This is a genomic window from Streptomyces sp. NPDC027185 (assembly GCF_055567035.1).
Genome location: NZ_JBVHRF010000006.1, coordinates 415,330 through 439,967, shown reverse-complemented (window position 1 = coordinate 439,967; position 24,638 = coordinate 415,330). Strand labels below are relative to the sequence as shown.

The 24,638-nt window shown below is 73.8% G+C and carries 25 protein-coding genes and 3 tRNA genes; 22 read left to right on the top strand and 6 right to left on the bottom strand.

Features of this window, described 5'->3' with window-relative positions:
- Positions 1 to 117 precede the first annotated feature (117 nt).
- The 12 genes from ACZ4M8_RS22000 (at position 118) to ACZ4M8_RS21945 (ending at position 12,004) form a co-directional block, all read left to right on the top strand.
- Entirely contained in the window at positions 118 to 525 is a 408-nt protein-coding gene (locus tag ACZ4M8_RS22000) for an NADH-quinone oxidoreductase subunit A (protein WP_399089112.1), read from the top strand.
- On the top strand, positions 516 to 1,184 hold the full coding sequence (locus tag ACZ4M8_RS21995; RefSeq protein ID WP_467609773.1) for an NADH-quinone oxidoreductase subunit B: 669 nt from the start codon (positions 516 to 518) through the stop codon (positions 1,182 to 1,184). Before ACZ4M8_RS22000 ends, ACZ4M8_RS21995 begins: the two co-directional genes overlap by 10 nt.
- Positions 1,181 to 2,641, top strand: a complete 1,461-nt coding sequence (locus ACZ4M8_RS21990) for an NADH-quinone oxidoreductase subunit C (RefSeq protein WP_467609771.1) — start codon at positions 1,181 to 1,183, stop codon at positions 2,639 to 2,641. Before ACZ4M8_RS21995 ends, ACZ4M8_RS21990 begins: the two co-directional genes overlap by 4 nt.
- Positions 2,638 to 3,603, top strand: coding sequence for an NADH-quinone oxidoreductase subunit NuoH (nuoH, locus tag ACZ4M8_RS21985; RefSeq protein WP_467609769.1), 966 nt, complete (start codon positions 2,638 to 2,640; stop codon positions 3,601 to 3,603). Before ACZ4M8_RS21990 ends, nuoH begins: the two co-directional genes overlap by 4 nt.
- Position 3,604: 1 nt before the next feature.
- Positions 3,605 to 4,192: a NuoI/complex I 23 kDa subunit family protein gene (locus ACZ4M8_RS21980; protein ID WP_467609767.1), complete on the top strand. Its 588-nt coding sequence runs from the start codon at positions 3,605 to 3,607 to the stop codon at positions 4,190 to 4,192.
- The gene (locus ACZ4M8_RS21975; protein ID WP_467609765.1) at positions 4,189 to 4,851 is read left to right on the top strand and encodes an NADH-quinone oxidoreductase subunit J family protein; all 663 of its coding nucleotides are present in this window, start codon (positions 4,189 to 4,191) and stop codon (positions 4,849 to 4,851) included. The genes ACZ4M8_RS21980 and ACZ4M8_RS21975 overlap by 4 nt, the downstream gene beginning before the upstream one ends.
- Positions 4,851 to 5,225, top strand: coding sequence for an NADH-quinone oxidoreductase subunit NuoK (gene nuoK / locus ACZ4M8_RS21970; RefSeq protein WP_467609763.1), 375 nt, complete (start codon positions 4,851 to 4,853; stop codon positions 5,223 to 5,225). Before ACZ4M8_RS21975 ends, nuoK begins: the two co-directional genes overlap by 1 nt.
- On the top strand, positions 5,222 to 7,126 hold the full coding sequence (locus ACZ4M8_RS21965) for an NADH-quinone oxidoreductase subunit 5 family protein (RefSeq protein WP_467609761.1): 1,905 nt from the start codon (positions 5,222 to 5,224) through the stop codon (positions 7,124 to 7,126). The genes nuoK and ACZ4M8_RS21965 overlap by 4 nt, the downstream gene beginning before the upstream one ends.
- Before the next feature lie 2 nt (positions 7,127 to 7,128).
- Complete coding sequence (locus tag ACZ4M8_RS21960; protein WP_467609759.1) at positions 7,129 to 8,844, top strand: complex I subunit 4 family protein; 1,716 nt, start codon at positions 7,129 to 7,131, stop codon at positions 8,842 to 8,844.
- An 8-nt stretch (positions 8,845 to 8,852) separates the two neighbouring features.
- Positions 8,853 to 10,418, top strand: coding sequence for an NADH-quinone oxidoreductase subunit N (locus ACZ4M8_RS21955; RefSeq protein ID WP_467610011.1), 1,566 nt, complete (start codon positions 8,853 to 8,855; stop codon positions 10,416 to 10,418).
- Positions 10,419 to 10,635: 217 nt separating this feature from the next.
- Entirely contained in the window at positions 10,636 to 11,499 is an 864-nt protein-coding gene (gene htpX / locus ACZ4M8_RS21950) for a zinc metalloprotease HtpX (protein ID WP_467609757.1), read from the top strand.
- Between the two features lie 112 nt (positions 11,500 to 11,611).
- The gene (locus tag ACZ4M8_RS21945) at positions 11,612 to 12,004 is read left to right on the top strand and encodes a YccF domain-containing protein (protein WP_467609755.1); all 393 of its coding nucleotides are present in this window, start codon (positions 11,612 to 11,614) and stop codon (positions 12,002 to 12,004) included.
- A gap of 143 nt (positions 12,005 to 12,147) precedes the next feature.
- Here the strand turns inward: ACZ4M8_RS21945 and ACZ4M8_RS21940 are convergent, their stop codons facing one another.
- Entirely contained in the window at positions 12,148 to 12,636 is a 489-nt protein-coding gene (locus ACZ4M8_RS21940; RefSeq protein WP_399089144.1) for a YajQ family cyclic di-GMP-binding protein, read from the bottom strand.
- Positions 12,637 to 12,833: 197 nt separating this feature from the next.
- On the opposite strand from ACZ4M8_RS21940, the gene ACZ4M8_RS21935 reads away from it, so the two are divergent.
- Positions 12,834 to 12,915: transfer RNA gene (locus tag ACZ4M8_RS21935), tRNA-Tyr, on the top strand.
- An 84-nt stretch (positions 12,916 to 12,999) separates the two neighbouring features.
- Here ACZ4M8_RS21935 and ACZ4M8_RS21930 read toward each other — a convergent pair.
- The gene (locus ACZ4M8_RS21930) at positions 13,000 to 13,896 is read right to left on the bottom strand and encodes a LysR family transcriptional regulator (protein WP_467609753.1); all 897 of its coding nucleotides are present in this window, start codon (positions 13,894 to 13,896) and stop codon (positions 13,000 to 13,002) included.
- A gap of 146 nt (positions 13,897 to 14,042) precedes the next feature.
- Between ACZ4M8_RS21930 and ACZ4M8_RS21925 the strand changes: the two genes are divergently transcribed.
- Positions 14,043 to 15,089, top strand: a complete 1,047-nt coding sequence (locus tag ACZ4M8_RS21925; RefSeq protein WP_467609751.1) for a YncE family protein — start codon at positions 14,043 to 14,045, stop codon at positions 15,087 to 15,089.
- A 25-nt stretch (positions 15,090 to 15,114) separates the two neighbouring features.
- Here the strand turns inward: ACZ4M8_RS21925 and ACZ4M8_RS21920 are convergent, their stop codons facing one another.
- Together ACZ4M8_RS21920 and ACZ4M8_RS21915 are read right to left on the bottom strand one after the other, a co-directional pair.
- The gene (locus ACZ4M8_RS21920; RefSeq protein WP_467609750.1) at positions 15,115 to 16,041 is read right to left on the bottom strand and encodes a maleylpyruvate isomerase N-terminal domain-containing protein; all 927 of its coding nucleotides are present in this window, start codon (positions 16,039 to 16,041) and stop codon (positions 15,115 to 15,117) included.
- Between the two features lie 414 nt (positions 16,042 to 16,455).
- Positions 16,456 to 16,911, bottom strand: coding sequence for a CBS domain-containing protein (locus ACZ4M8_RS21915; RefSeq protein ID WP_467609748.1), 456 nt, complete (start codon positions 16,909 to 16,911; stop codon positions 16,456 to 16,458).
- A 301-nt stretch (positions 16,912 to 17,212) separates the two neighbouring features.
- On the opposite strand from ACZ4M8_RS21915, the gene ACZ4M8_RS21910 reads away from it, so the two are divergent.
- Both ACZ4M8_RS21910 and ACZ4M8_RS21905 read left to right on the top strand, forming a co-directional pair.
- Entirely contained in the window at positions 17,213 to 18,013 is an 801-nt protein-coding gene (locus tag ACZ4M8_RS21910) for a DeoR/GlpR family DNA-binding transcription regulator (protein ID WP_467609747.1), read from the top strand.
- Positions 18,014 to 18,079: 66 nt separating this feature from the next.
- A complete protein-coding gene (locus tag ACZ4M8_RS21905) occupies positions 18,080 to 19,078 on the top strand; it encodes a zinc-dependent alcohol dehydrogenase family protein (RefSeq protein WP_467609745.1) in 999 nt (332 codons plus the stop codon).
- A 450-nt stretch (positions 19,079 to 19,528) separates the two neighbouring features.
- On the opposite strand, the gene ACZ4M8_RS21900 is transcribed toward ACZ4M8_RS21905, so the two are convergent.
- Positions 19,529 to 20,191 (bottom strand): NAD(P)H-binding protein, encoded by a 663-nt coding sequence (locus tag ACZ4M8_RS21900; protein WP_467609743.1) that lies wholly within the window; start codon positions 20,189 to 20,191, stop codon positions 19,529 to 19,531.
- A 307-nt stretch (positions 20,192 to 20,498) separates the two neighbouring features.
- Positions 20,499 to 21,764 carry an amidohydrolase family protein gene (locus tag ACZ4M8_RS21895; RefSeq protein ID WP_467609741.1) on the bottom strand — a complete coding sequence of 422 codons (1,266 nt, stop codon included), beginning with the start codon at positions 21,762 to 21,764 and terminating at the stop codon, positions 20,499 to 20,501.
- 182 nt (positions 21,765 to 21,946) lie between these two features.
- On the opposite strand from ACZ4M8_RS21895, the gene ACZ4M8_RS21890 reads away from it, so the two are divergent.
- The 6 genes from ACZ4M8_RS21890 to ACZ4M8_RS21865 all read left to right on the top strand — a co-directional run bounded on the left by ACZ4M8_RS21890 (position 21,947) and on the right by ACZ4M8_RS21865 (position 24,501).
- Positions 21,947 to 22,019 (top strand) — tRNA-Thr (locus tag ACZ4M8_RS21890).
- Positions 22,020 to 22,065: 46 nt separating this feature from the next.
- Positions 22,066 to 22,138: transfer RNA gene (locus tag ACZ4M8_RS21885), tRNA-Met, on the top strand.
- Between the two features lie 88 nt (positions 22,139 to 22,226).
- On the top strand, positions 22,227 to 22,391 hold the full coding sequence (gene rpmG, locus ACZ4M8_RS21880; RefSeq protein ID WP_376682812.1) for a 50S ribosomal protein L33: 165 nt from the start codon (positions 22,227 to 22,229) through the stop codon (positions 22,389 to 22,391).
- Between the two features lie 86 nt (positions 22,392 to 22,477).
- Positions 22,478 to 22,933 (top strand): FAS1-like dehydratase domain-containing protein, encoded by a 456-nt coding sequence (locus tag ACZ4M8_RS21875; RefSeq protein WP_399089171.1) that lies wholly within the window; start codon positions 22,478 to 22,480, stop codon positions 22,931 to 22,933.
- 1 nt (position 22,934) lies between these two features.
- Complete coding sequence (locus ACZ4M8_RS21870; protein WP_399089174.1) at positions 22,935 to 23,369, top strand: MaoC family dehydratase; 435 nt, start codon at positions 22,935 to 22,937, stop codon at positions 23,367 to 23,369.
- A gap of 67 nt (positions 23,370 to 23,436) precedes the next feature.
- Positions 23,437 to 24,501 (top strand): UDP-N-acetylmuramate dehydrogenase, encoded by a 1,065-nt coding sequence (locus ACZ4M8_RS21865; RefSeq protein WP_467609738.1) that lies wholly within the window; start codon positions 23,437 to 23,439, stop codon positions 24,499 to 24,501.
- The last annotated feature ends 137 nt before the right edge of the window (positions 24,502 to 24,638 follow it).

Below are 24,638 nucleotides of genomic sequence, written 5' to 3'. Positions count from 1 at the left end.
TCAACCCCACCGGCGGCGCGACGCGGCTGCTCAGCGCGGGAAGAGCAGGGCCTAGACTCCGTGCGTACAGATCGTCGAAGTCGTTGAACAAGCGCAGTCAGGGAGCGAGGGGCGGACGTGCCGGACGACACGACCGTGCGCACCATCACCAGCGCCGCGGAGTACTTCCAGGGGTATTCCTTCGTCGGCCTGGTCGCCGTCGTCGGTGTCCTCTTCGTGGCCGTGGCCTTCGGCGCCGGGCGGCTGCTGCGGCCCGTGGTGCCGACGCCCGAGAAGCTGCTGACGTACGAATGCGGTGTGGACCCGGTCGGCGAGGGCTGGGCGCACACCCAGGTCCGCTACTACGTCTACGCGTTCCTCTACGTGATCTTCGCCGTCGACTCGATCTTCCTGTTCCCCTGGGCGACGGTCTTCGCCGCCCCCGGCTTCGGCGGCGTCACGCTCGTGGAGATGTTCATCTTCCTGGGCTTCCTCACCGTCGGCCTGCTCTACGCATGGAAGAAGGGCGTCCTGGAATGGACGTGACCCCCGCCCCCGACGGCGCGTCGGCAGCGGCCGAGGGCTCCGCCCCCGCCGATCTGCCGATGCCGCGCCGCCTGGGCACGCTCGCCCGCCTGGCGCCCGAACCGATGAAGGTGGTCCTCAACTGGGGCCGCCGCTACAGCCTCTGGGTCTTCAACTTCGGCCTCGCCTGCTGCGCCATCGAGTTCATCGCCGCGTCCATGGCGCGCCACGACTTCATCCGGCTCGGCGTCATCCCGTTCGCGCCCGGCCCGCGCCAGGCCGACCTGATGGTCGTCTCGGGCACGGTCACCGACAAGATGGCCCCGGCCGTCAAGCGCCTCTACGAGCAGATGCCCGAGCCGAAGTACGTCATCTCCTTCGGCGCCTGCTCCAACTGCGGCGGCCCGTACTGGGACTCGTACTCGGTGACCAAGGGCGTGGACCAGATCATTCCGGTGGACGTGTACGTACCGGGCTGCCCGCCCCGCCCGGAGGCGCTGCTCCAGGGCATCCTCAAGCTCCAGGAGAAGATCGCCCGCGAGTCGCTGGGCGAGCGGTACGGGACCGCCAAGACGCCCGCGGCGCCGGTGAACGCGCTGCGCAGCGGCCTGGTGGCGCCCCCGGCGCCCGGCACGTCCGCCGCGCCGGAACCCGGCGGCCCGGGGGAGGAGCCCCGATGAGCGAGCCGACGAACGAGCCGACGGGCGAGCCGGTGGACACGTCGGCGGAGGCACCGGCGGACGAGGCGGCCGAGCCTGTCGTCGGCTGGCTGCCCGGCCCGGCGAGCGCTCTCTTCGGCGCGGGCGCCACCGCGGAGAGCGCCTACGACCTGCTGACTGTCGACGTACCGGCCGACCGCTGGGTCGAGGCCCTGACCGCCGCCCGCACCGCCCTGAACTGCACCTACTTCGACTGGCTGAGCGCCGTCGACGAGCCCGGCACCGGCTTTAGGATCTGCGCGCACCTCGCCGACGTCTCCCGCCCCGGCACCGTGCGGCGGCTGCTGGTCCGTACGACCGTGCCGCACGACGCGCCGGTGCTGCCCACCGCCACCGGCGTGTACGCGGGCGCCGCCTGGCACGAACGCGAGACGCACGAGATGTTCGGCGTGGACTTCACCGGCCATCCGCACCTCGCCCCGCTGCTGCTCCCGGAGAACTTCGAAGGCCACCCGCTGCGCAAGGACTTCGTCCTCGCCGCGCGGGTCGCCAAGGCGTGGCCGGGCGCCAAGGAACCGGGCGAGTCCGAGCACGGCGGCCCCAAGCGCCGTCAGATGCTGCCGCCCGGTGTCCCCGACCCGAACGAATGGGGCCCGCTCAAGGGTCAGCTGCCTCCGGCCCCGGCCCGCCCGGCGCGCGGCGCCCGCGCGGCCGGCGGGGCGCGGGCCGCCGGTGCGGGGCGGGCGGCCGGTGCCGGCCGCGCCGCCGCGGAGCGCCCGGCGGCGGGCGAACGCCCCGCCCGCCGCACCCGCTCGGCGAGCGCCGGCTCGGCCAGCCAGCGCACGACCCCGGCCACGGATTCCGCGCCTGCGGGAGGCGAGACACCGACTGCTCCGGTCGCCCCGGCCACACCGCCCGGACCGGCCGGGCACGAGGCCCCGGCCGCTCCGGCCGGACCTGCGACTCCGGCCGGGTCCGCTGCTTCGGCCGAGCCGGGGGCGTCCGCGGGAACGGCAGCGTCCGCCGAGCCTGAGACGTCCGCGAAGCCTGAGACGGCGGTCAGGCCCGAGGCCGCGGCGAAGCCCGGGGCGACGGCCGGACCGGAGACGTCCGCCGGACCCGAGGCGTCCGCCGAGCCCGAGGCGCCCGCGAAGCCGGACACGTCGGCGGGCGGCGCGGCCTCCCGCCCGTCCAGGCCCACCGCCACCTCCTCGGACGCCCCCTGGCACCACGCCCGCCCGGCCTTCGAGGAGCCCGGCCCCGCCCCGGCGGACGCGGCTCCCGACGGCACCGGATCCGGTACGGACGACAGGACCGGCCCCGGCGGGGAAACCGGCCCGGAGGAGAAACCCGGCCCCGCCGAATCCGCCGGCACCGGCGAGGAATCCGGCCCCGGCCAGGATCTGGCCACCGGCGGAACCGCCGGCACCGGCGAGGCCACCCCCCACCAGGACCCGGCAGGAGGCGACACCCCATGAGCGACGCTCTCGACATCGTGGTGCGCCTGCTCGCCGTCTTCGTCGCCTTCCTCGTCCTCCCGCTGGTCGTCGGCCAGACCGAACACAAGGTCATGGCCCATATGCAGGGCCGTCTCGGACCGATGTACGCGGGCGGGTTCCACGGCTGGGCGCAGCTCGTCGCGGACGGGGTGAAGTTCGCGCAGAAGGAGGACATCGTCCCGGCCGGTGCCGACCGGCGGATCTTCCAGCTCGCGCCCGCCGTCGGCCTGCTGCCGTACCTGCTGGTCCTCGCCGCCGTCCCGATCGGACCGGGCGACGCCGTGGGCCAGAGCCTCGACGCGGGCCTCTTCTTCGTCCTCGCGGTGATGGGCGTCGGCGTCCTCGGCTCGATCATGGCGGGCTGGGCGTCGGCCAACAAGTTCTCCCTGCTCGGCGGCTTGCGCACGGCCGCCCAGCTGCTCGCCTACGAACTGCCGATGCTGCTCGCCGCCGCCTCCGTCGCGATGGCGGCCGGCACCCTCTCGCTGCCCGGGATCCTCGACTCCTTCCACTGGTGGTGGGTGCCGTGGCAGCTCATCGGCGGTGTGGTCTTCTTCGTGGCCGGCCTCGCCGAGCTGCAACGGCCGCCGTTCGACATGCCGGTCGCCGACTCGGAGATCATCTTCGGTGCGTACACCGAGTACACCGGCCTGCGGTTCGCGCTCTTCCTGCTCGCCGAGTACGCGGGCATCGTCGTGCTCTGCGCGCTGACCTCCGTCCTCTTCCTCGGCGGCTGGCACGGCCCGTTCGGCGCCGACGGCCTCGGCTGGCTGTGGACGCTGCTCAAGACCGCCGTCCTCGCCTTCGTCATCATCTGGCTGCGGGTCACCTATCCGCGGCTGCGCGAGGACCAGCTGCAGAAGCTCGCCTGGACCGTCCTCATCCCGCTCGCCCTCGTCCAGATCGCCCTCACCGGCGTCGTCAAGGTGGTGACCTCCTGAGATGGCCGCCGACAAGAAGTCCAAGCCGTCCGGCTTCCCCGGCTCCGGGCTCGCCAAGGGCCTCGCCGTCACCCTCCGGACGATGACGAAGCGCACCACCACCGCGCAGTACCCCGACGCCCAGCCCGACCTCGCGCCGCGCACCCGCGGCGTCATCGGACTGTTCGAGGAGAACTGCACCGTCTGCATGCTCTGCGCCCGCGAATGCCCCGACTGGTGCATCTACATCGACTCCCACAAGGAGACGGTGCCGCCCGCCGCCCCGGGAGGCCGCGAGCGCAGCCGTAACGTCCTCGACCGGTTCGCCATCGACTTCTCCCTCTGCATGTACTGCGGTATCTGCATCGAGGTCTGCCCCTTCGACGCCCTCTTCTGGTCACCGGAGTTCGAGTACGCCGAGACCGACATCCGCGAGCTGACCCACGAGCGCGACAAACTCCGCGAGTGGATGTGGACCGTGCCCGAACCGCCCGCCCTCGACCCCGCCGCCGAGGAGCCGAAGGAGATCGCCGCCGCCCGTAAGGCGGCCGACAAGCTCGCCGCCCAGCAGGCCGCGGCCGACACCGAGGCCCCCGGGGAGGACGCGTGACGCTCGCCGCCGCGAACCACGGCTTCCTCACCCCCACCGGCGTCGAGATCGCCTTTCTCCTCGTCGGTCTCGTCACCCTCGGCGCCGCGGTCGTCACCGTCACCACCCGGCAGCTCGTGCACGCCGCGCTCTGGCTGGTCGTCGCCCTCGGCGGCACCGCCGTCGAGTACCTGCTGCTGACCGCGGAGTTCATCGCCTGGGTCCAGGTCCTGATCTACGTCGGCTCCGTCGTCGTCCTCCTGCTCTTCGGGCTGATGCTCACCAGGGCGCCCATCGGCCGGTCGCCGGACGCCGACTCCGGCAACCGCTGGGCCGCCGTCGCCGTGGCCGCCGCCTCCGCCGTCGCCCTGGTCTGGGTCGTCGTCGACGCCTTCCGCGCCACCTGGATCGAGCTGGGCACCCCGCAGGGCACCACCGAGACCACCGGCCGCAGCCTCTTCCAGTACTGGGTCCTTCCCTTCGAAGCCCTCTCCGTCCTGCTGCTCGCCGCCCTGGTCGGCGCGATCGTCCTTTCCCGCAAGGGCACCGGCACGGCCGGCCCCGGCGGGGGCGGTACGGCCACGGCCACGGCACCGGGCACGTCGGGTACCCCGGTCGGCGCGGCCCCCGCGGACGTCTCCGAAGGCCCCGGCCCCGCCCCGCGGGAGGAGCAGCGCTGATGCATCTCGTCTATCCGGCCGTCCTCGCCGCCCTCCTCTTCTGCACCGGGCTGTACGGCGTGCTCGCCCGCCGCAACGCGATCCTGGTGCTGATGTCCGTCGAGCTGATGCTCAACGCCGTCAACCTCAACCTCGTCGCCTTCGACGCCTGGCTGCGCGACACCCTCCACGCCGGTCAGGCACTGACCCTCTTCACCATCGCCGTCGCCGCCGCCGAGATCGGCATCGGCCTGGCGATCGTGCTGCTCGTCCACCGCCACCGCGGCACCTCCGACATCGACCGGCTGCGCGAACTCGCCGACACGCCGGACGCCCCGGACGCCGACGGCACCACGGACCCGCAGCCGGACACCAAGGCGGAGGCCACCGCGTGACACCCACGACCACCGCCGTCCTCGTCCCCCTCCTGCCGTTCCTCGGCGCGGTCGCGGGGTTCTTCCTGGGCCGCCGCGCCCCCGGCTTCGTCCGGCCGCTCGCCGTGCTGCCCACGCTCGCCGCCGCCGTGCTCGCCGTCGTCACCGCCGCCGGGGTGGGCACCGGGCCCGCCACCGACGTCGCCACCCGGCTCACCCCGACCGGCTCCGTCCCCATCGACCTGGCCCTGCACCTCGACGGTTTCGCCGTCCTCATCGCCGTCCTCGTCGGCGTGGTCGCGACCTGCGTGCAGATCTACTCCACCGGCTATCTGCGCGACGACCCGCGCTACCCCTCCTACGCCGCGCTGGTCTCGCTCTTCACCTCCGCGATGCTGCTCGTCGTCTACACCGGCGACCTGATGGTGCTGCTCGTCGGCTGGGAGATCATGGGCATCTGCTCGTACTTCCTCGTCGGCCACTACTGGGAGACCGAGGCCGCCCGCGCCGCCTCCCTCAAGGCGTTCCTCGTCACCAAGCTCGGCGACGTCCCCTTCCTCTTCGGTATCTTCGCGCTCGCCGCCGACACCGGGACGTTCCGCATCACCGGCATCCTCGGCTCCGTCGCCCGCGACGGTCTCGACCACCCGACGCTGATCGCGCTGCTGCTGCTCGCCGGTGTCGCGGGCAAGTCCGCGCAGTTCCCGCTGCACACCTGGCTGCCCGACGCGATGGCCGGCCCCACCCCCGTCTCGGCGCTCATCCACGCCGCGACGATGGTCGCCGCCGGTGTCTACGTCGTCGCCCGGCTCCTCCCCGTCTTCGCCGCCTCCGCCGCGGCGCTGGTCGTCCTCGCCGTCATGGCGGCGGTCACGATGATCGGCTCCGGTCTGGCCGCGCTCGCCCAGGACGACGTCAAACGCGTCCTCGCCTACTCGACCATCGGCCAGCTCGGCTACATGACCGGCGCGCTGGCCGTCGGCGACCGCGGCGCCGCCGTCTTCCACCTCCTCTCCCACGGCGCCTTCAAGGCGCTCCTCTTCCTGGGCGCCGGGGCGCTCATCCACGCCGCCGGCACCAACTCGCTCTCCGCCATGTCCCGGATGAGCGGCCTCGACCGGCGCGTCCCGGACGCCTTCTGGACCGTCACCGTGGCGCTCCTCGCGCTCGCCGCGATCCCGCCGTTCTCCGGTTTCTTCTCCAAGGAGGCCGTCCTCGGCGCCGCCGAACACGCCGCCACCGGCGGGGCCGCGGGCATCCCCGGCGCGGCCGGCTGGACCGTCCTGGTCTCCGGACTGATCGCCGCCCTCCTCACCGCCGGATACGCCACCCGGCTGTGGCTGCTCGCCTTCCGCGGCAGCGGGCCCGAGGCCCCCGACCACGGCCCGCAGCCCCTCGCCATGAAGGCCGTGCTGTGGGTCCTCTTCGTCCCCACCGCCGCCTTCGGCCTGGCCGCTCCGCTCCTGCCCGACCGGTTCGACGGACGCTCCCTCACCCCGGCCCTCACCACCTCCGTCCTGGGCACCGGCATCGCCCTCGTCGGCGGCCTCGTCACCTACGCGACCTGGCGCCACACCACCGCCCCGGCCACCCGCACCGCGGCGGACGACGCCGCCACCGACCCCGGCCGGGTGCTGCTCGGACCGCTGTACCGCCCCGCGGCCGCGGGCTTCCATCTCGACGCCGTATACACCGCGCTGTTCGTGCGGCCCGTCCGCGCCGCCGCGGTCCTCGTCCGCTTCCTCGACCGTGAGGTCGTCGACGCCTACGTCCGCGCCGCCGGAACCGGGCCCCGCTGGCTGGGCGCCGCCGTCCGCCGCGCCCAGACCTGCAATGTGCAGACCTACCTCGGCGCACTGCTCGCGGGCGCGCTCGTCCTGGCCGTCGCCGCCGTCCTCGTCGCCACGGGCACCGGAGCCTGACCATGAATCACACCGCTATGCAGCTGCTCCTCGCGGCCGTCGTCGTGCTCCCGCTGCTGGGCGCCGCCGCCGCGCTGCTCCCGGCCCCGCCCGGCCTCCGCGGCCGCGGCCCGGACCAGGCCGTCCTGCGCCACGGCGTGACCGTCACCGGTGTCGTCCTCGCCGCGGCCGTGGCCCTGGCCATCGGCTTCGACCACGGCCACCCGGCCACGATGCAGGCCACCACGGACCTCAGCTGGATCCCCGCGCTGGACATCCGTGTCCACCTCGGCATCGACGGCATTTCGCTCCCCCTCGTCGTCCTGACCGCGCTGCTGACCTTCCTCTGCGCGCTCTACAGCTACTTCTCGATGCCCAAGGGGCCGTCCCCCAAGGCGTTCGTCGCGCTGCTCCTCCTGCTGGAGTCCGGCACCCTCGCCACCTTCGCCGTCCTCGATCTCGTGCTGTTCTTCCTCGCGTTCGAGATGGTGCTCATCCCGATGTACTTCCTCATCGCCCGCTGGGGCGGCAATGCCGGCGGCGCGGTGTCCGGCGCTCCGTCCGGCCGGGAGCCGGGCGGCCGGCAGGCGGCCGCCTGGAAGTTCATCCTCTACACGCTGCTCGGTTCCGTCGTCATGCTGCTCGGCCTGCTCCTCGTGGGTGTGAAGAGCGGCACGTTCGACATGGTGGCACTCGCCACTGACAACGGCCCGAAAGCCCAGCTCAGCCACACCGTTCAGCTTGTCGCGGTGCTCGCGATCGGCATCGGTCTGGCCGTGAAGTCGCCGCTGTGGCCGCTGCACAGCTGGCTGCCGGACGCTCACACCGCCGCCCCGACCGTCGGCTCGGTGCTGCTCGCCGGCGTCCTGCTGAAGATGGGCACGTACGGCTTCGTACGGATCGCGCTGCCGATCGCGCCCGAGGGCATGCACACCTTCGCGCCCTACCTCGCGGCCCTCGCCGCCGTCGGCATCGTCTACGGCTCGCTCGCCTGCCTCGCACTGGTCCGCAAGGGCGCCAAGGGCGATCTGAAGCGCCTGATCGCGTACAGCTCCGTCGGCCACATGGGCTTCGTGCTGCTCGGCATCGCCTCCATGACGCCCACCGGCGTCAACGGCGCGCTCTTCGCCAACATCGCCCACGGTCTCATCACCGGCCTGCTCTTCTTCCTGGTCGGCGCCCTCAGGGACCGCACCGGTACCACCGACCTCGACACCCTCGCCGGAGCCACCGGCGCCGCCCTCTACGGGCGCGCGCCCCGCTTCGGCGCCTTCCTCGCCTTCGCCGCCGTGGCCTCCCTGGGCATCCCCGGGCTGGCCGGGTTCTGGGGCGAGATGCTCGCCATGTTCGGCGCGTTCCACCCGGCCCCCGGGCTCAGCCGCCCCGCGTTCCTCACCTTCATGGCGCTGGCCGGACTCGGCACCCTGCTGACCGCCGCGTACCTGCTGCTCGTCGTCCGCCGCGTCTGCATGGGCGCCACCCCGGGGGCCGACGAGCCCGCCGCCGCGGTCGAGGAGGGCACCGCCTCCCCGGAGGAGGCCGCGCACCGCGCTGCCCCGGGCAGGCGGCCCGCCACCGGGCGGCCCGCGGGCGGCGCCGTGCTCCCCGACATCGCCCGTCACGAATACGCGGCCTGGTTCCCCCTCGCCGCCCTCACCGTCCTCGCCGGACTGTGGCCCGCGGCCCTCCTCGGCCTCACCGACCCGGCCGTCCAGCAGCTCCTCGGAGGCGGCAAGTGACCAGCCCGATGATCCCGACGGCCGCGAGCGGTGCGGCCTCCCTGGTGCAGTCCGTCGACTGGGCCGCCCTGGCGCCGCCGGTCATCACCGCCGCCGTCGCCCTGGTGGTGCTCGTCGCGGACCTGTTCCTCCCGGTGGCCCGTAAGCCGCTCCTGGGGTGGCTCGCCACTGGGGGTCTCGCCCTGGCCGGGCTCTCGCTGCTGCCGCTGATCGGCGGCGACCGCCGTACCTTCTGCATCGGCGGCGGGGACGTCTGCAGCTATGTCGCGGACCCGTTCGCCCTGGTCATCCAGTTCCTGGTGCTGGCCGGCGCGCTGCTGACCGCGCTGCTGTCCATCGACACCGTGCGGGACGGCGGCCTGCCCGCGGGCGAGTACTGGTTCCTGCTGCTCTCCTCGGCCGCCGGCGCCGCCCTGCTGCCCGCCTCCCGCGACCTGGCGACCCTCGTCCTGGCCCTGGAGGTGGCCTCGCTGCCCGCCTTCGCCCTGGTCGGCCTGCGCCGCGGCGACCGGCTCTCCTCCGAGGCGGCCCTGAAGTTCTTCCTCTCCTCGGTGGCCGCCACCGCCGTGATGCTCCTGGGCGTCAGCTTCCTGTACGCCGCCACCGGGAGCCTGCACCTGACCCGCGTCGCCCACGGGCTGGCCCACCTCCCGGACCCGCGCCTGGCCACCCTCGCGAGCGCCGGCGTCGCCCTCACCCTCGTCGGCTTCGCCTTCAAGACCGCCGCCGCGCCGTTCCACTTCTGGGTCCCCGACACCTATGTGGGCGCCCCGCTGCCCATCGCCGCGTACCTCTCCGTCATCGGCAAGGCCGTCGGCTTCTCCGGCCTGATCCTCGTCACGGTCGAGGGCTTCCCGTCGTACGCGCACGTCTGGGGCCCGGCGCTGGCGGTGCTGGCCGCGCTGACCATGACCGTCGGCAACGTCGCGGCCCTGCGCCAGGACCCGGACCGTGCCCACAGCGCCGTCCGGCTGCTGGCCTGGTCCTCCGTCGGCCAGGCCGGGTACCTGCTGGTGCCGATCGCCGCCGCCGCGTACGCCGACGCCCCCGGGCGCGCCATCGGGTCGACCGTCGCGTACGCCCTGATGTACGCCGCGGTGAACCTCGGCGCGTTCGCCGTCGCCGCCCTGGTGGCGCGCACCAGCCCGGCCAACCGCCTCACCGACTACCGCGGTCTCGCCGCCCGCCGCCCCGTGGTGGCACTGGCCCTCGGCTTCTTCCTGCTCTGCCTGGCGGGGCTGCCGCCGGGCGTCATCGGCCTGTTCGCCAAGGTCACGGTCTTCTCCGCGGCCGTCGACGCGGGCCTGGGCTGGCTCGCCGTCGTCATGGCCGTCAACGTGGTGATCGCGCTCTACTACTACCTGCGCTGGACGGCGGTGCTCTTCCGCGGCGCCCCCGAGGACACCGCGGCTTCCGTGGAGGTCACGGCCGGGGGAGCGGCCGCGGCGCGTCCTGCGGCGGCCCGGATCCCCGTCCCGCTCGCCGCCGCGCTCACCCTGGCCACCGTCCTCGGTGTGGCCCTCTCCGGCGCCCCGCAGCTCGTCCTGCGCTTCGCCGCGAGCACCCTCCTGTAGCTGCGGCCCGGCGCCGCTCCCCGGCCGGAACCCACCGCTCCGCGCCCGCCGTACGGACCCGCCCGGCACCCCGCGGCCACCCCGACCGGCCCTCCCCGGGTGCGGAGGGCCGGGGAACCTGCCTTCCTCATCCCGCGTTGACCAGTGAGGAAGGATCCACCGAAGGGTGGAACGCGCAGCACAGGGTTCCCCTGCCGGATCGCTTGGAGGGCGTACGGTGCACCGCCGGCACAACGGGCTCAGAACCGCCGTACTCCTCGGCGGCCTGTCCGCCCTCATCCTCGTCATCGGCGGCTTCTTCGGGCGTACGGGCCTGATTGTCGCCGTGCTCGTCGCGGTGGGGACGAACGCCTACGCCTACTGGAACAGCGACAAGCTCGCGCTGCGGGCCATGCGGGCCCGCCCGGTGAGCGAGTTCGAGGCGCCCGGTCTGTACCGCATGGTCCGTGAGCTGTCGACCGCCGCCCGCCAGCCCATGCCGCGCCTCTACCTCTCCCCGACCCAGGCGCCGAACGCCTTCGCCACCGGCCGTAACCCCCGTAACGCCGCGGTCTGCTGCACCGACGGCATCCTCCAGCTGCTGGACGAACGGGAGCTGCGCGGGGTGATCGGCCATGAGCTGAGCCATGTCCACAACCGCGACATCCTCATCTCCTCGGTGGCCGGGGCGCTGGCCTCCGTGGTGATGTTCCTGGTGAATTTCGCCTGGCTGCTCCCGGCCGGCCGCTCGGACGACGACGACCGCCCCGGGGCGTTCGGCATGCTGCTGATCATGATCCTGGGGCCGCTCGCCGCCTCCCTGATCCAGCTCGCCGTCAGCCGCTCCCGTGAGTACCAGGCCGACGCGTCGGGCGCCCGGCTCACCGGCGATCCACTCGCCCTGGCCTCCGCGCTCCGTAAGCTGGAGGCGGGCACCCAGCAGCTGCCGCTGCCACCGGAGCCCCGGCTGGAGACCGCGGGGCACATGATGATCGCCAACCCGTTCCGCGCGGGCGAGGGCATGTCACGCTTCTTCGCCACCCACCCGCCGATGCGCGAGCGCATCAGCCGTCTGGAGCGGATGGCCGGCCCTCACATATGACCGCCGGGCCGCCCCCGCACCCCGGGGAGGCCGCCTCGCAACGTTCCCCACCGGCCGCCGCGTCTACGAGGGCGTACGCACCCGTCGTCCCGCCCGTGGAAGGCTGTCGATCATGAAGCTCCTCCTCAATGTCATCTGGTTGGTCCTCAGCGGCTTCTGGATGGCGCTCGGCTATGTCCTCGCGGGCATCATCTGCTGCGTCCTGATCGTCACGATCCCGTTCGGTATCGCGTCCTTCCGCATCGCGGGCTACGCGCTCTGGCCCTTCGGCCGCACCACCGTCGAACGCCGGGACGCGGGCGCCGGATCCACGATCGGCAACATCGTCTGGATCATCTTCGCGGGCTGGTGGCTGGCGCTGGGCCACATCTTCACCGGCATCGCGCTCTGCATCACGATCATCGGCATCCCGTTCGGCATCGCCAACTTCAAGATGATCCCGATCTCCCTGATGCCGCTCGGCCGCGAGATCGTGCCCACGGACGAGCCGTTCGCCACCCGCTGACCACCTACGGGCCACGGAGTGGGAGCGACGGGCCCGCACACGCCGGTGGGGCGGCGCGCCCACGGCCCGCCGCCCCACCCGGTCGTCGCGTCTGCCCGCGGCGCGGTGCCGCTCCGCGGGCCCGCACCGCCGTACGCCGGTGACTACCGGTAGTTCACGAACTGGATCGCGAAGTCCAGGTCCTTGCCCTTCAGCAGCTGCTGGACGGCCTGAAGGTCGTCGCGGCTCTTGGAGCTGACCCGCAGCTCGTCGCCCTGCACCTGCGCCTTGACGCCCTTCGGGCCCTCGTCGCGGATGGTCTTGGCGACCTTCTTGGCGTTCTCCTGCGAGATGCCCTCCTGGATGGAGGCGAAGATCTTGTACATCTTGCCGGAGAGCTGCGGCTCGCCCGCGTCCAGCGCCTTCAGCGACACCCCGCGCTTGACCAGCTTGGACTGGAAGATGTCGAGGACGGCGGCCACCCGGCTCTCGGCGTTGGCCTTCATCTCGATCTTCTCGCCCGACCACGCGATCGACGCGTCCACGCCCTTGAAGTCGTAGCGCTGCGAGATCTCCTTGGCGGTCTGGTTGAGGGCGTTGTCGACCTCCTGCCGCTCGACCTTCGAGACGATGTCGAAACTGGAGTCGGCCATGGTGAGTTGGCTCCTCGTGGATAGGTCCGTCAGGGAAACGGCCCGTCCCGGACCGCCCCGCCAGCCTAGAGGAGGCGCCCCCGCCACCTGCGACCCCGGCCACGGAACCGAGTGGCGGAGCACCCCCTGCCATCAGGTATGGTTTACGTCGTTGCCACGGAGCGCCGCAGCAAGCGGATCTCCCGGCAGCAAACCCTGGCGGTGTGCCCGAGCGGCCAAAGGGAGCAGACTGTAAATCTGCCGGCTTCGCCTTCCCAGGTTCGAATCCTGGCGCCGCCACAGTTGGGGAACGGCCCGTGATCAGCGGAAACGCGATCACGGGCCGTTTTCGTTGCCCGGGTGAAGCGGCCCCGGGGTGGCTGTTCACCCGGCGGGCGGCCGGGGCCCCACCGCTTTCACCTGGGCGCGGAACCAGCGGTGCGCCGGGTCGGCGGCGTGGCGTGGGTGCCAGGCCATGCCGAGGTCGAGCGACGGCAGGTCGAGCGGGATGGGGAAGGTACGCAGGCCCAGCGCGCCGGTGGTGTCCGGGAGCCAGCCGGGGAGCGTCAGGGCGACGAGGTCGGTGTCGCGGGCCAGGTGCATCGCGCTCATGTGGCTGGGCACGACGGCGGCGACGCGACGGCGCAGGCCCAGGTCGGCGAGGGCGCGGTCGATGGGGCCGTGGCGCCGTCCGCGCCGGGAGATGCCGATGTGGTCCGCCGCGGCGAACCGGCGGGCGGTCAGCGGCCCGTCGAAGAGCGGGTGACCGGCGCGGGCGACGCCGACCAGGGTCACCCGCGCGAGCGGTTCCGTACGGGTCTCCGGGTCCAGGTGGTCGAGGACGCCCAGCTCCACGTCGACCCGGCCCTCGCGGAGCGCCGGGCCGTCCTCCACCGCCTCGGGCAGGAAGACGAGATCGACGTGCGGGGCGGCCGTGCGCAGCCGGTCGGTCAGCGGGCCGGCCAGCCCGGCCAGCAGGATGTCGCTGGCCTGGAGTGTGAAGGTGCGGTCCAGGTCGGCGGCGCGGAACGGCGCCGACGGGCGGAACAGCCGCTCGCAGTCGCGCAGGACGCCGCCGACCTGGTCCCGCAGTTCCAGGGCGCGCGGCGTCGGCACCATCGTCTGCCCGGCGCGGACCAGCAGCGGATCGCCGACGGCGCGCCGCAGCCGGGCCAGCGTGCGGCTGACCGCGGCGGGTGAGGTGCCGAGCCGTTCGGCTGCCCGGGTCACGCTGTTCTCCTGGAGCAGCGCGTCGAGAGTGTGCAGCAGATTGAGATCCATAACCCCCGGAACCTTCCTGACCTGCATTTTTGCTCATTGCGTCAATGAGGTGGTGCCTATTTTTGCATTGCTGCGTAACGCTGTCGGCGCCGAGAGTGAGGGGGTCGCCGCGTCCGCGGGGACACCTCTTCGCCAAGGAGCGCGTCATGCCGCAGTCCGCCCGTGCCGGTCGTGAAGGTGACGTCCTGGCCGTGGTCAGCCAGACCGGGCCCACCGTCTCGTTCCACGACGCCGCCACCGACCGGCACCTCGGGACCACCGAACTCGCCGCCGAACCGCACGAGTTGTGCTTCGACCCCTCCCAGCGCCTGCTGTGGTGCACCACGCCGTACCTCTCCGGCGTCTACCACGACAACAGCGGGCGGCGGACCGAGGTGACCGTCCTCGATGCCGACACCCGCCGCGTCGTCGAGACCGTCGATCTTGCTCCGGAGCACGGGCCGCACGGTCTGGCGCTGGACGCGGCGCGCGGGCGGCTCTACGTCAGCGTCGAGGGCTCCGCGGACCGGCCGGGCGGCGTCGTGGTGATCGACACCGCGACCCGGCGCCCCCTCGGGCGCATCGACACAGGCGCGCCCGGCCCGCACTGGTTCGTCCTCTCCCCGGACGGCACGACCGGTTACGCCACCAACAAGGAGGCGCCGTTCGTCTCCGTCGTGGACCTCGGCAGCGGCGCGCTCACCGCGAAGATCGAGGTACCGGGGAGCGAGGGGCTGGCGGTCTCACCGGACGGGTCGCGTCTCTACGTCGCCGCGCCCTACGGAGCGTTCGGCGCGCCCTCCGCACCCGGGGCGGAGCGGCCGGAGCCCGGGGTGCGGGTGATCGACACCCGTACGCTGCGGGTGACCGCCACCCTGCCGGCCGGGGATGTCGTCCTGCCGGTGCACACCACGGCGGACGGAACGCTGCTCGTGGGGGAGACCCGCCGGGGGCCCGGGGGCGAGCCGGCGCCGGGGCGCCTCACCGTGTTCGCCGCCGGCGACCACCGCCGGCTGGGTGAGGTGGAGGTGGGGGCGCTGCCGCTGAGCCTCACCTCGTCGCCCGACGGCCGGATCGGCTACGTGGCCGCCACCGGCTCCTCCACCGTCGACCTCGTCGATCTGGTGACGCTGGAGCGGCTGGCCCGGCTCGACGTGCCGCGCCGCGGCGGACCGGGCGCCCACGGGCTGGCGTACCTGCCGCGGGCCGCCTGAGCGCCCGGGGCCCGGCGGGCTCCCGTCAGGTCAGCCAGAACGCCGCCCGGTCCCGCCACAGGGTGAGCAGGCCCCGGTCGCCGGTGATGCTCAGGGCGCCGTCGGGGACCGGGCGTCCGTAGAGGAAGAGCAGCAGGGCCGTCGGGGTGGCGCGGACGGTGACGGTGGCCGGGGCGGCGGTGCGGTGGAGGACGGGGGTGTCGCCGGTCAGGTCGACGAGCCAGCGGGCGGGGGCGACCGGTGCCGGATCGCCGCAGGCCAGAGACCGGTCGACGGGGGAGGGGGCGCTGACGGGGGAGGGGCTGCCGCTTGCTGTGGGGGCGCCGTCCGCCGGGGAGGTGCCGCGCGTGGGGCGGTCGCCGTCCGCCGGGGCGTCCGGTGCCGTGTCGAAGGCCAGGGTGCGCCCCGGGCCGAGGACGGCGGGGGAGCCGGGCAGCGGTGCGTACGCCTCCGGGTGGTCGCAGAAGGACAGCCACTCGTCGACCGCGTCGCGGACCGCGTCGTCGTCGGCGGTGAACTCCGCGCCGACGGCGAGCGCCGCGTCCGCGCGGTGGACGAGGGTCTCACCCGCCATCCGCCGGGCCCAGAACGCCGGGGACGTCACCCCGGGCAGCACCGTCCACACCCGGGCGCCGGGCCCGGCCGCGCGCAACTCCGCGACCAGGCGCCCGGCGCCCTCGTCCAGCCAGGCGCCCAGGGCGGCCATGTCCTCGGCCCGGCGCGGCGCGACCTCGTTCACCGCGTCGTCCGGGACCTCCCGGGCGGCACGGGTCCGGACGATCTCCTCGACCCAGCGGTGCGCGCCCCCGACGTGCCGCACCAACTGCCCCAGATGCCACCCCGGGCAGCCGGGTACGGGCGCCAGCGCGTCGGCCCCCTCGACGAGGTCCCGCAACTGCGCGCTCTGACGGGCGATTTCGGCGCATCGGCGCTCGAAGTCCGGTGTCGTCATGGCCGGATCGTACGGCGGGCCGGAGAGGGACGCCACGCGGTTACGGGGCGGTGCGGCGCCCCGGAAGCGGCGGGGCGCCGGGTCTGTTCCGGGGCCAGGCGCGCCGGGGCGCGGTGGTGTAGGGGGGCGGGGCGCGGCGACGGCCCCCGGCGGGCCTGGGGGCCGTCGCCGCCCCGGACGCCACGGACGCCCGGGGCGGAAGTTCCGGGGCCCGGAACGCACGGCTCCGGGACTCGGTGGGTGGCGCGTACGCGCTGGGCCCGGGGCGGTGTCCGTACGGTCCTGGGTGGGTCCCGCCCGCTCCGGCGTCCGGGCCGCTGCCGCCGGGCACGTCCGCCGCCCCGTGCGGCGGCGGTCGCCCGTCAGCCGCCGCGTACGTCCGCCGTACCCGCGCGGCACGTACGCGGCCGCACCTCACCGCGCGTCCGCGTACACCCGCCCCGCGAACTCGGCGACCTGGGCGTCGCTGAGGTTCTTGGCGAGATCCGCCTCGGTGATCATCCCGATGAGGCGGTGGCCGCCGCGGACGTCGATCACCGGGAGACGCTTGATCCGGTGCTGTTCCATGGTGTCGAGGACCTGCCGGGCGTCCGCCGCCGCGTCGATCCAGTGAAGCGGGCCGTCCAACGTGCCGGCCTGCACCGTCGCCGGGTCGATGCCCTCGGCGCAGCAGCGGATCACGATGTCGCGGTCGGTGACCATGCCGATCAGGCGGTTGTTGTCACCGCAGATGGGCAGGCAGCCGACGCCGAGATCGCGCATCATCCGCGCCGCCGCGCGCAGCGAATCGTGGGCCCCGATGCAGTGTGCCCCGCCGGTCATGATGTCCTGGGCGCGCAGCGGGCCGGCCGTGCCGGATGTGCCGGGCATGACAGTCTCCTTCCGGATGGCGGAGCGCCACGACACCCCCCGGCGGCGCCCCGGGAACGGCTCCCCTTCCGCCCCTTTCGTGCCGTCTTCTCTCCCTCCATCACACCACCGATGTCCGGGCCCCGCCGCCCGCCCCGGACGTGCCCCGCGAGCGGGCCGCGACCCCTCGGGGAAAACCCTGGGAATTCCCTGAACTTCACATAAAGTGTGTGGCTTTCGCGCGCCGCGCCTTATCGTCGGAGGAAGCCGTGAGCGACGTTCCGGGGGAACGCGTCGAGCCAGCGAAGGGGGGCGGCCGGCCGTGCGACCGAGCCGTGGGTCCGAGGCAGAAGTGGAAGCGCGCCGCAGGACGGTGCTGCGTCACGTCGCCGACGAGGGCGAAATACGGATAGCCGATCTCGCCGAGCGGCTCGGCGTCAGCGTGATGACGATGCACCGCGACCTCGACAACCTCACCGAACGCCAACTCCTCCACAAAGGACGCGGAGTGGCCACCGCCTTCCCCGTCGTCACCATGGAGAGCGCGGTCCGCTTCCGTGAGCACGCCGACCTCGACATCAAGACGGCGCTCGCCGACGCGCTCGTCGCGGAGGTCACCCCCGGCAGCACCGTTCTCGTCGACTGCGGCTCCACCCTCTTCCCGCTCGCCCGCCGCCTGGCCGCCGTCGAGGGCGTCCACGTCATCACCAACTCCCTGCGCGTCGCCTACCTCCTGACCGGCTCGTCCGCCGAAGTCACCCTGCTGGGCGGCCGGTTCCACGAGGACTTCGAATCCTGTGCGGGCCCCCGCTCCCGGCGTGAGCTGCGCGCGCTGCGCGCCGACCTCGCCTTCGTCACCGCCACCTCGATCAGCGCCGGGCAGCTCTACCACCCGGTCCGCCAGTACGCCGACAACAAACGCGCCTACGCCCAGGCCGCCGACCGGTCCGTACTCGCCGTGGGCCACCGCAAGTTCGGCCGCACCGCCACTCACTGCTACGGCGACGTCGGCGCGTACGACCTGCTGCTCACCGACGACCGCGCGCCCGCCGACGAACTGCGCGCCGCCCGGGAGCTGGGCACCGAGGTCCGCACCGTCACCCCCGCCGCCCCACGGACCTGAAAGCCCCGCACCCACTTGCCACCCACGCACCACCGCACCCGGAACCGCAACGAGAAAGGCCGATCCATGCGCGCCGTCGTCGTCGAAAAGCCCGGCACCCACACCCTCACCACCGTCGCGGACCCGACCCCCGGGCCCGGTGAGGTCGTCGTGGCGCCCGCGGCGGTCGGGATCTGCGGGACCGATGTGCACATCGTCGAGGGCGAGTTCGCCCCCACGCCGTACCCGATCATCCCCGGGCACGAGTTCACCGGCGAGGTCGTCGCCCTGGGTGAGGGGGTGACCGGACTGCCCGCGGGCACACAGGTCGCCGTCGACCCCTCACTCTTCTGCGGCGCCTGCCACTTCTGCGCCATCGGCCGCGGCAACCTCTGCGAGCGGTGGGGCGCCATCGGCGACACCGTCGACGGCGCGATGGCCGAGTACGTCACGGTGCCCGCCGCCAACTGCCACCGCCTCCCGGAGAACGTCGACACCGTCCAGGGCACCCTCATCGAACCGCTGTCCTGCGCGGTCCGCGGCTTCGACGTCCTGCCGCGCCGCCTCGGCGACCACTACCTGATCTACGGCGCCGGGACCATGGGCCTGCTGATGCTCCAGCTCGCCCGCACCGCCGGAGCCGCCTCCCTCTCGGTCGTCGATGTCAACGAGGACCGCCTCGCCGTCGCCGCCCGCCTCGGCGCCGACGCCACCGCCACCGCCGCCGACGCGCTGGAGCGCCCCGGCGGCTGGGAAACGGTCATCGACTGCACCGGCGCCGTCCCCGCCATCGAGGACGGCCTCACCCGGGTGCGCCGCGGCGGTACGTTCCAGCAGTTCGGCGTCGCGCCGTCGGCGGCCAAGGCGTCCATCTCCCCGTTCCAGATCTACAACGACGAGATCACCATCGTCGGCTCGATGGCCGTCCTGCACAGCTTCGGCCGCGCCGTCGACCTCATGGCCAAGGGCGTCATCGACGCCGGCACGATGCTCACCCACCGCTTCCCCCTGGCCGATTTCACCACCGCCCTGAACACCTTCCGCGCGGGAACGGGCCGGAAGATACAGCTCCTTCCGGGAGCCTGACCGGGGAAGGGGCGCCTCGGCGTCCGGCGGCGGGCCGGGCCGCCGGGGCGCGACGGCCCGGCCCGCAGGCGCGGGAGCGGGGCCCCGGCAGTGCCTGTTCCGGCCGTCCGGGGCCACGGCCCGGTGATGCTCCCCGATCGCCGCCGCCGCTCCGGCCGGGCTCCGACCAGGCCGGACACGGCTCGGCCGGACAGAGCGACGGCTTCGTACGACACCCGGCCCGACGGCTTGCCCGGCCCTGGCCCGACGTCTGCGGACGTCCCGCTCCGGTGCCCGCCCCGGAGAGGTGGCCCGACGCCGGGAGCGGGGCGGGCACGGGCCGGGCGGGACGGTCCGCCCGAGGACCCGCCCGACGGCGCGGCGGCCCGCCCCGGAGCCGGCAGCGCGGAACCAGCCACCCACGCACCCGGGCGGACCTTCCACCGACCGGCCCCGCCGAAGGCCGCCGGATCAGCCCCCGGCCACCGCCCGTACCGCCTCGTCCACCGGCGTCCCGCCGTTGATCAGCTCCAGCGTGCGGCCCGCGGTGGCCGGGGTGTCCAGCAGGGCCAGCAGCGTGGCCGCCACGTCGTCGCGGGTCACCTCGGCCCGGCCCGTCGCCTCCGCCAGCGTCACCAGGCCCGTGCCCGCGTCGTCGGTCAGCCGCCCGGGGCGCAGGACCGTCCAGTCGAGCCCGGCCCGCGCCCGTACGTCCGCGTCCGCGGCGCCCTTGGCCCGCAGATACGCGGCGAACACCGGGTCGGTGCCCTCCGACGGCTCCCGGTCCGCGCCCATCGAGGACACCACCACGAACCGCCGGACGCCCGCCGCCTCCGCCGCGTCGGCGAACAGCGACGCCGCGCCGCGGTCCACCGTGTCCTTCCGGGCGGCGCCGCTGCCCGGCCCCGCGCCCGCGGCGAACACCGCGGCGTCCGCGCCCTCCAGATGCCGCGCCACATCCGCGACGGACGCCGACTCCAGATCGCACACCACCGGCTCGGCACCCGCCGCCAGCAGGTCACCCGCCTGCTCCGGCCGGCGGATGACGCCGGCCACCTCGTCCCCGCGCGCGGCGAGCAACCGCTCCAGCCGCAGCGCGATCTGACCATGTCCACCTGCGATGACAATGCGCATGCCGCCGACCGTAGACGACCCCGCCCCGAATCCCGCCCGCCGCGACGGACCCACTCCCGCCCCGGGCCCGCACGGCCGACACCACGCCCGCTACCCGCCCCCCGGCCCCCGCCAACGCGCCCCGACCCGCAGCCACCCCGAAACCGCCCCTTACGGGCCCGCCCGGCGCACCCACGCCCCCACCGGGATCAACCCCGCACCGCACCGCCGAACCCCCGGCTCCCCGCCCCCGCGGCCGCCTCCGACCAGCCCCGCGAACCCTGCCCCGAGCGGCCGGGGCGTCCCGGTGTCCCACGGACCGCCCCGCTCACCGCTGCGACTGCCGCGGCAGATCCAGCGCCACCGCCACCGCCGCGTCGCAGTACTCCCGCACCGCGCTGGTCCGCGCCACCACCCGCCCCCGGTGGATCACCACCCGGCTGTACGCCAGCGACAGCACCCCCGCGATCCGCTCACCCCGCACCGCCAGCAGCTCCGCCGGGAAACCCGCCTCGACGCGCACCTCCGGCAGCCCCTGGACCGCCCGCGCCGCCCCGCTCACCGCCTCGTACGCGGCCTCCGGCGTGGCCTCCCCCAGGGACGCCAGCAGGTACGCCGCCTCCAGCGGGTCACCGCGGCCCACCGGGTTCGCCGCGTCCCGCAGCGCCCCGCTGCCCGCCGCCACCCGTACGCCCGCGTCCCGCAGCAGCCGCACCGGCGCGGGCCTGGCCACCCGGGACCCGTACCGCTCCAGCGCCGCGCAGTCGCCCTGGGGCAGACAGACGACGGTCACGTCCGCCGCCGCGAGCTGCTCGGCGACCCGGCCCGCCACACTCCGCGGCATCCGGGCCATCCCGGCGCACGGCCCGATCGCCACCCCGGGCCGCAGCCCGCCCGCCATCGCCGCCAACCGGGCCAGCCGGGCCGGATCGTCCCCGTCCGTGTGCAGATCCACCGGGGCGCCGTGCTCCGCGGCCACCGCGAGCACCGCCTCGACGTGCCCGGCGGGGTCCGGGTCCAGGTCCGGGCAGCCGCCGACCACGGACGCACCCATCGCGACCGCGTCCCGCAGCATCGCCAGCCCGTCCGCGCCCGCCACCCCGGTCAGCACCCGCGGCACCGCCACCGCCGACAGATCCGCCAGCCCCCGCAGCGACCGCCGCGCCTTGAGCACCGCCTCCAGCGCCCGCAGCCCCCGCACCCCGCCGACCCGCACATGGGTGCGCGAGGCGGTCGCCCCGTGCCCGAGCTGGAGCAGCGCCGCCTCGGTGGTGCGCCGCTGGACGTCGTCGGGGGAGTCGGACGCCGGACCCGCCGCGTCCGCGGTCAGCGCCGTGTCGCAGTGCGCGTGCGGCTCCGCGGGCGCCGGCAGCAGCAGATAGCCGGAGAGGTCCACCCGGGTGCCCTGCCAGGCCAGCGCCCCGGCCGTCCCGACCGCCTCGATACGGCCACCGCCGAGCCGTACGTCCACCGCGCGGCCGTCCGCGAGCCGTGCGCCGCACAGCGCCAGCGAGCCCGCTTCGGAATGCGCGGACGCGCCGCCGTCCGGCCTGCCCGGCCGCGGGGGCGGCTGCGGTGAACTGCTGTCGGACATCGCGCTCCTCGAAGCCACGGGCGTGCAAGATCACGCAGCGTGCTCCGAGCCTAGGACGCGCCCCCGGGCGCCCCGCGCAGGCGCGGAATAGTCGTACCGGCGTGGTGCGGACCGCCACGGCGGGCGCCACCCGGATACGGATTTCACGTTTGGCGGCGGGCCGTGTAATGTCTTCATCGCTCGCCCCAATAGCTCAGTCGGCAGAGCGTCTCCATGGTAAGGAGAAGGTCTACGGTTCGATTCCGTATTGGGGCTCTGGTGTGAGGATTCCTCGCCTTCGGGCGAGGTTCCCCCGCATCGCAGCGGTGTAGCTCAGTCGGTAGAGCAAGCGGCTCATAATCGCTGTGTCACCGGTTCAAGTCCGGTCACCGCTACTGACAGTAGCCGATTGTGGGGTCGGTCCTTCGATCGGCTACTCTTTTATGCGTTCATCCGTCCGTCCGTCCGTCAAGGAGCACTCACGTGGCTGCCACCGACGTCCGCCCGAAGATCACGCTGGCCTGCGTGGAGTGCAAGGAGCGGAACTACATCACCAAGAAGAACCGGCGTAACAACCCGGACCGTCTTGAGATGCAGAAGCACTGCCCTCGTTGCAACTCGCACACCGCGCACCGCGAGACGCGATAACTCAGGCTCGTTCGTGAGGCCGTCCCCAGATAATGGGGGCGGCCTCACGGCGTTATCACCCCAGTAGTCAGGGAGGTTGCGAGCCAATGGCGCTCGACCCGTCATTCATCGGTCGTACGTACCCGCCCACCGACCCGTATGAGGTCGGCCGGGAAAAGATCCGGGAATTCGCCGAGGCGATCGGTGATCCGAATCCTGTGTACACCGATACCGAAGCGGCCAAGGCGCTCGGCCACCCCGAGGTGATCGCCCCGCCGACCTTTGTGTTCGCGATCACTTTCCGGGCCGCGGGCCGGGTGATCGAGGACCCGCAACTGGGCCTGGATTACAGCCGCGTGGTGCACGGCGATCAGAAATTCGCCTACTCGCGCCCGGTGCGCGCCGGTGACCGGCTCAGCATCACCTCCACCATCGAGGCGATCAAGACGATGGCCGGCAACGACATCATCGACATCCGCGGCGACGTCCACGACGAGAATGGCGAGCACGTCGTGACCGCGACCACCAAGCTCGTCGCCCGCGCCGTCGAGGAGGCGTCCTGACATGACCGCGAAGATCTCCTACGACGACGTCGAGGTCGGCACCGAACTCCCGGCGCAGTCCTTCCCGGTGACCCGCGCCACCCTCGTCCGCTACGCGGGCGCCTCCGGCGACTTCAACCCGATCCACTGGAACGAGAAGTTCGCCAAGGAGGTCGGACTGCCGGACGTCATCGCGCACGGCATGTTCACCATGGCCGAGGCCGCCCGCGTCATCACCGACTGGGCCGGTGACCCGGCGGCCGTCGCCGAGTACGGCGTCCGCTTCACCAAGCCCGTCGTCGTCCCCAACGACGACACCGGCGCGCTCATCGAGGTCAGCGGCAAGGTCTCGGCCAAGCTCGACGACGAGGCCCGCACCGTCCGCGTGGACCTCACCGCGAAGAGCGGCGGCCAGAAGGTGCTGGGCATGTCCCGCGCCGTCGTCCGCCTCGCCTGAGCGGACACCCGCCGAGCGGGCACCTGCGGGGGCGGCCGGTTCCGGCCGCCCCCGTACCCTTGGGCGCGTGCAGGAACGCCACGAGGAAACCCAAGCCCCGCTCGCCCCGCTGACCACCTTCCGGCTCGGCGGCCCGGCGAACCGACTGATCACGGCCGTCACGGACGACGAGGTGATCGCCGCCGTCCGGGAGGCCGACACCGCCGGGACCCCGCTGCTGATCATCGGCGGCGGCTCCAACCTCGTCATCGGCGACAAGGGCTTCGACGGCACCGCCCTGCGGATCGCGACCCGCGGCCTCACCCTCGACGGCACCCGCCTGGAACTGGCCGCCGGCGAGAACTGGTCCGACGCCGTCGCCCGCACCGTCGAGGCCGGACTCGCCGGCATCGAATGCCTCGCCGGCATCCCCGGTTCGGCCGGCGCCACCCCGATCCAGAACGTCGGCGCGTACGGCCAGGAGGTCTCCGCGACGATCACCGAGGTCGTCGCCTACGACCGGCGCGCCGAGGAGACGGTCACCCTCACCAACGCCGAGTGCGGCTTCGCCTACCGGCACAGCCGCTTCAAGGTCGAGCCGGACCGCTACGTCGTGCTGCGCGTCCGCTTCGCGCTGGAGGACGCGGGCGGCCTCTCCGCCCCGCTGAAGTACCCCGAGACGGCCCGAGTGCTCGGCGTCGAGGCAGGTCAGCGCGTTCCCGCGGCCACCGCCCGCGCCACCGTCCTCGCCCTGCGCGCCGGTAAGGGCATGGTCCTCGACCCGGACGACCACGACACCTGGTCCGCCGGTTCCTTCTTCACCAACCCCGTCCTCACCGAGGCCGAGCACACCGCGTTCGTCGCCCGCGTCCACGACCGCCTCGGTCCGGACACCGCCCCGCCCGCCTTCCCCGCCGGCGACGGCCTGGTCAAGACCTCCGCGGCCTGGCTGATCGACAAGGCCGGTTTCACCAAGGGCTACGGCACCGGCCCCGCCCGCATCTCCACCAAGCACACCCTCGCCCTCACCAACCGCGGCGCGGCCACCACCGAGGACCTCCTCGCCCTCGCCCGCGAGGTCCGCGACGGCGTCCACGCCGCCTTCGGCATCACCCTCGTCAACGAGCCGGTGACGGTCGGCGTCAGCCTCTAGCCCGTACGCTCCGGCCCTTACGCCGGCTTCCGGCCCTTACGGCATCGGTTTCCGGGCCGTACGGCGCCGACTCCCGGCCCGTACGGCGCCGGCCGTCCGGACCCGGGAAACCCGGCACCGGACGGCCGGGCCCAAGG

What these genes read in the sequence shown, in the direction of transcription:
- ACZ4M8_RS21995 (WP_467609773.1), top strand. Translation starts at nt 516, where the DNA reads ATGGACGTGACCCCCGCCCCCGACGGCGCGTCGGCAGCGGCCGAGGGC.
- ACZ4M8_RS21990 (WP_467609771.1), top strand. Translation starts at nt 1,181, where the DNA reads ATGAGCGAGCCGACGAACGAGCCGACGGGCGAGCCGGTGGACACGTCG.
- nuoH (WP_467609769.1), top strand. Translation starts at nt 2,638, where the DNA reads ATGAGCGACGCTCTCGACATCGTGGTGCGCCTGCTCGCCGTCTTCGTC.
- ACZ4M8_RS21980 (WP_467609767.1), top strand. Translation starts at nt 3,605, where the DNA reads ATGGCCGCCGACAAGAAGTCCAAGCCGTCCGGCTTCCCCGGCTCCGGG.
- nuoK (WP_467609763.1), top strand. Translation starts at nt 4,851, where the DNA reads ATGCATCTCGTCTATCCGGCCGTCCTCGCCGCCCTCCTCTTCTGCACC.
- ACZ4M8_RS21960 (WP_467609759.1), top strand. Translation starts at nt 7,129, where the DNA reads ATGAATCACACCGCTATGCAGCTGCTCCTCGCGGCCGTCGTCGTGCTC.
- ACZ4M8_RS21955 (WP_467610011.1), top strand. Translation starts at nt 8,853, where the DNA reads ATGATCCCGACGGCCGCGAGCGGTGCGGCCTCCCTGGTGCAGTCCGTC.
- ACZ4M8_RS21945 (WP_467609755.1), top strand. Translation starts at nt 11,612, where the DNA reads ATGAAGCTCCTCCTCAATGTCATCTGGTTGGTCCTCAGCGGCTTCTGG.
- ACZ4M8_RS21940 (WP_399089144.1), bottom strand. Translation starts at nt 12,636, where the DNA reads ATGGCCGACTCCAGTTTCGACATCGTCTCGAAGGTCGAGCGGCAGGAG.
- ACZ4M8_RS21930 (WP_467609753.1), bottom strand. Translation starts at nt 13,896, where the DNA reads ATGGATCTCAATCTGCTGCACACTCTCGACGCGCTGCTCCAGGAGAAC.
- ACZ4M8_RS21925 (WP_467609751.1), top strand. Translation starts at nt 14,043, where the DNA reads ATGCCGCAGTCCGCCCGTGCCGGTCGTGAAGGTGACGTCCTGGCCGTG.
- ACZ4M8_RS21920 (WP_467609750.1), bottom strand. Translation starts at nt 16,041, where the DNA reads ATGACGACACCGGACTTCGAGCGCCGATGCGCCGAAATCGCCCGTCAG.
- ACZ4M8_RS21915 (WP_467609748.1), bottom strand. Translation starts at nt 16,911, where the DNA reads ATGCCCGGCACATCCGGCACGGCCGGCCCGCTGCGCGCCCAGGACATC.
- ACZ4M8_RS21905 (WP_467609745.1), top strand. Translation starts at nt 18,080, where the DNA reads ATGCGCGCCGTCGTCGTCGAAAAGCCCGGCACCCACACCCTCACCACC.
- ACZ4M8_RS21900 (WP_467609743.1), bottom strand. Translation starts at nt 20,191, where the DNA reads ATGCGCATTGTCATCGCAGGTGGACATGGTCAGATCGCGCTGCGGCTG.
- ACZ4M8_RS21895 (WP_467609741.1), bottom strand. Translation starts at nt 21,764, where the DNA reads ATGTCCGACAGCAGTTCACCGCAGCCGCCCCCGCGGCCGGGCAGGCCG.
- ACZ4M8_RS21875 (WP_399089171.1), top strand. Translation starts at nt 22,478, where the DNA reads ATGGCGCTCGACCCGTCATTCATCGGTCGTACGTACCCGCCCACCGAC.
- ACZ4M8_RS21870 (WP_399089174.1), top strand. Translation starts at nt 22,935, where the DNA reads ATGACCGCGAAGATCTCCTACGACGACGTCGAGGTCGGCACCGAACTC.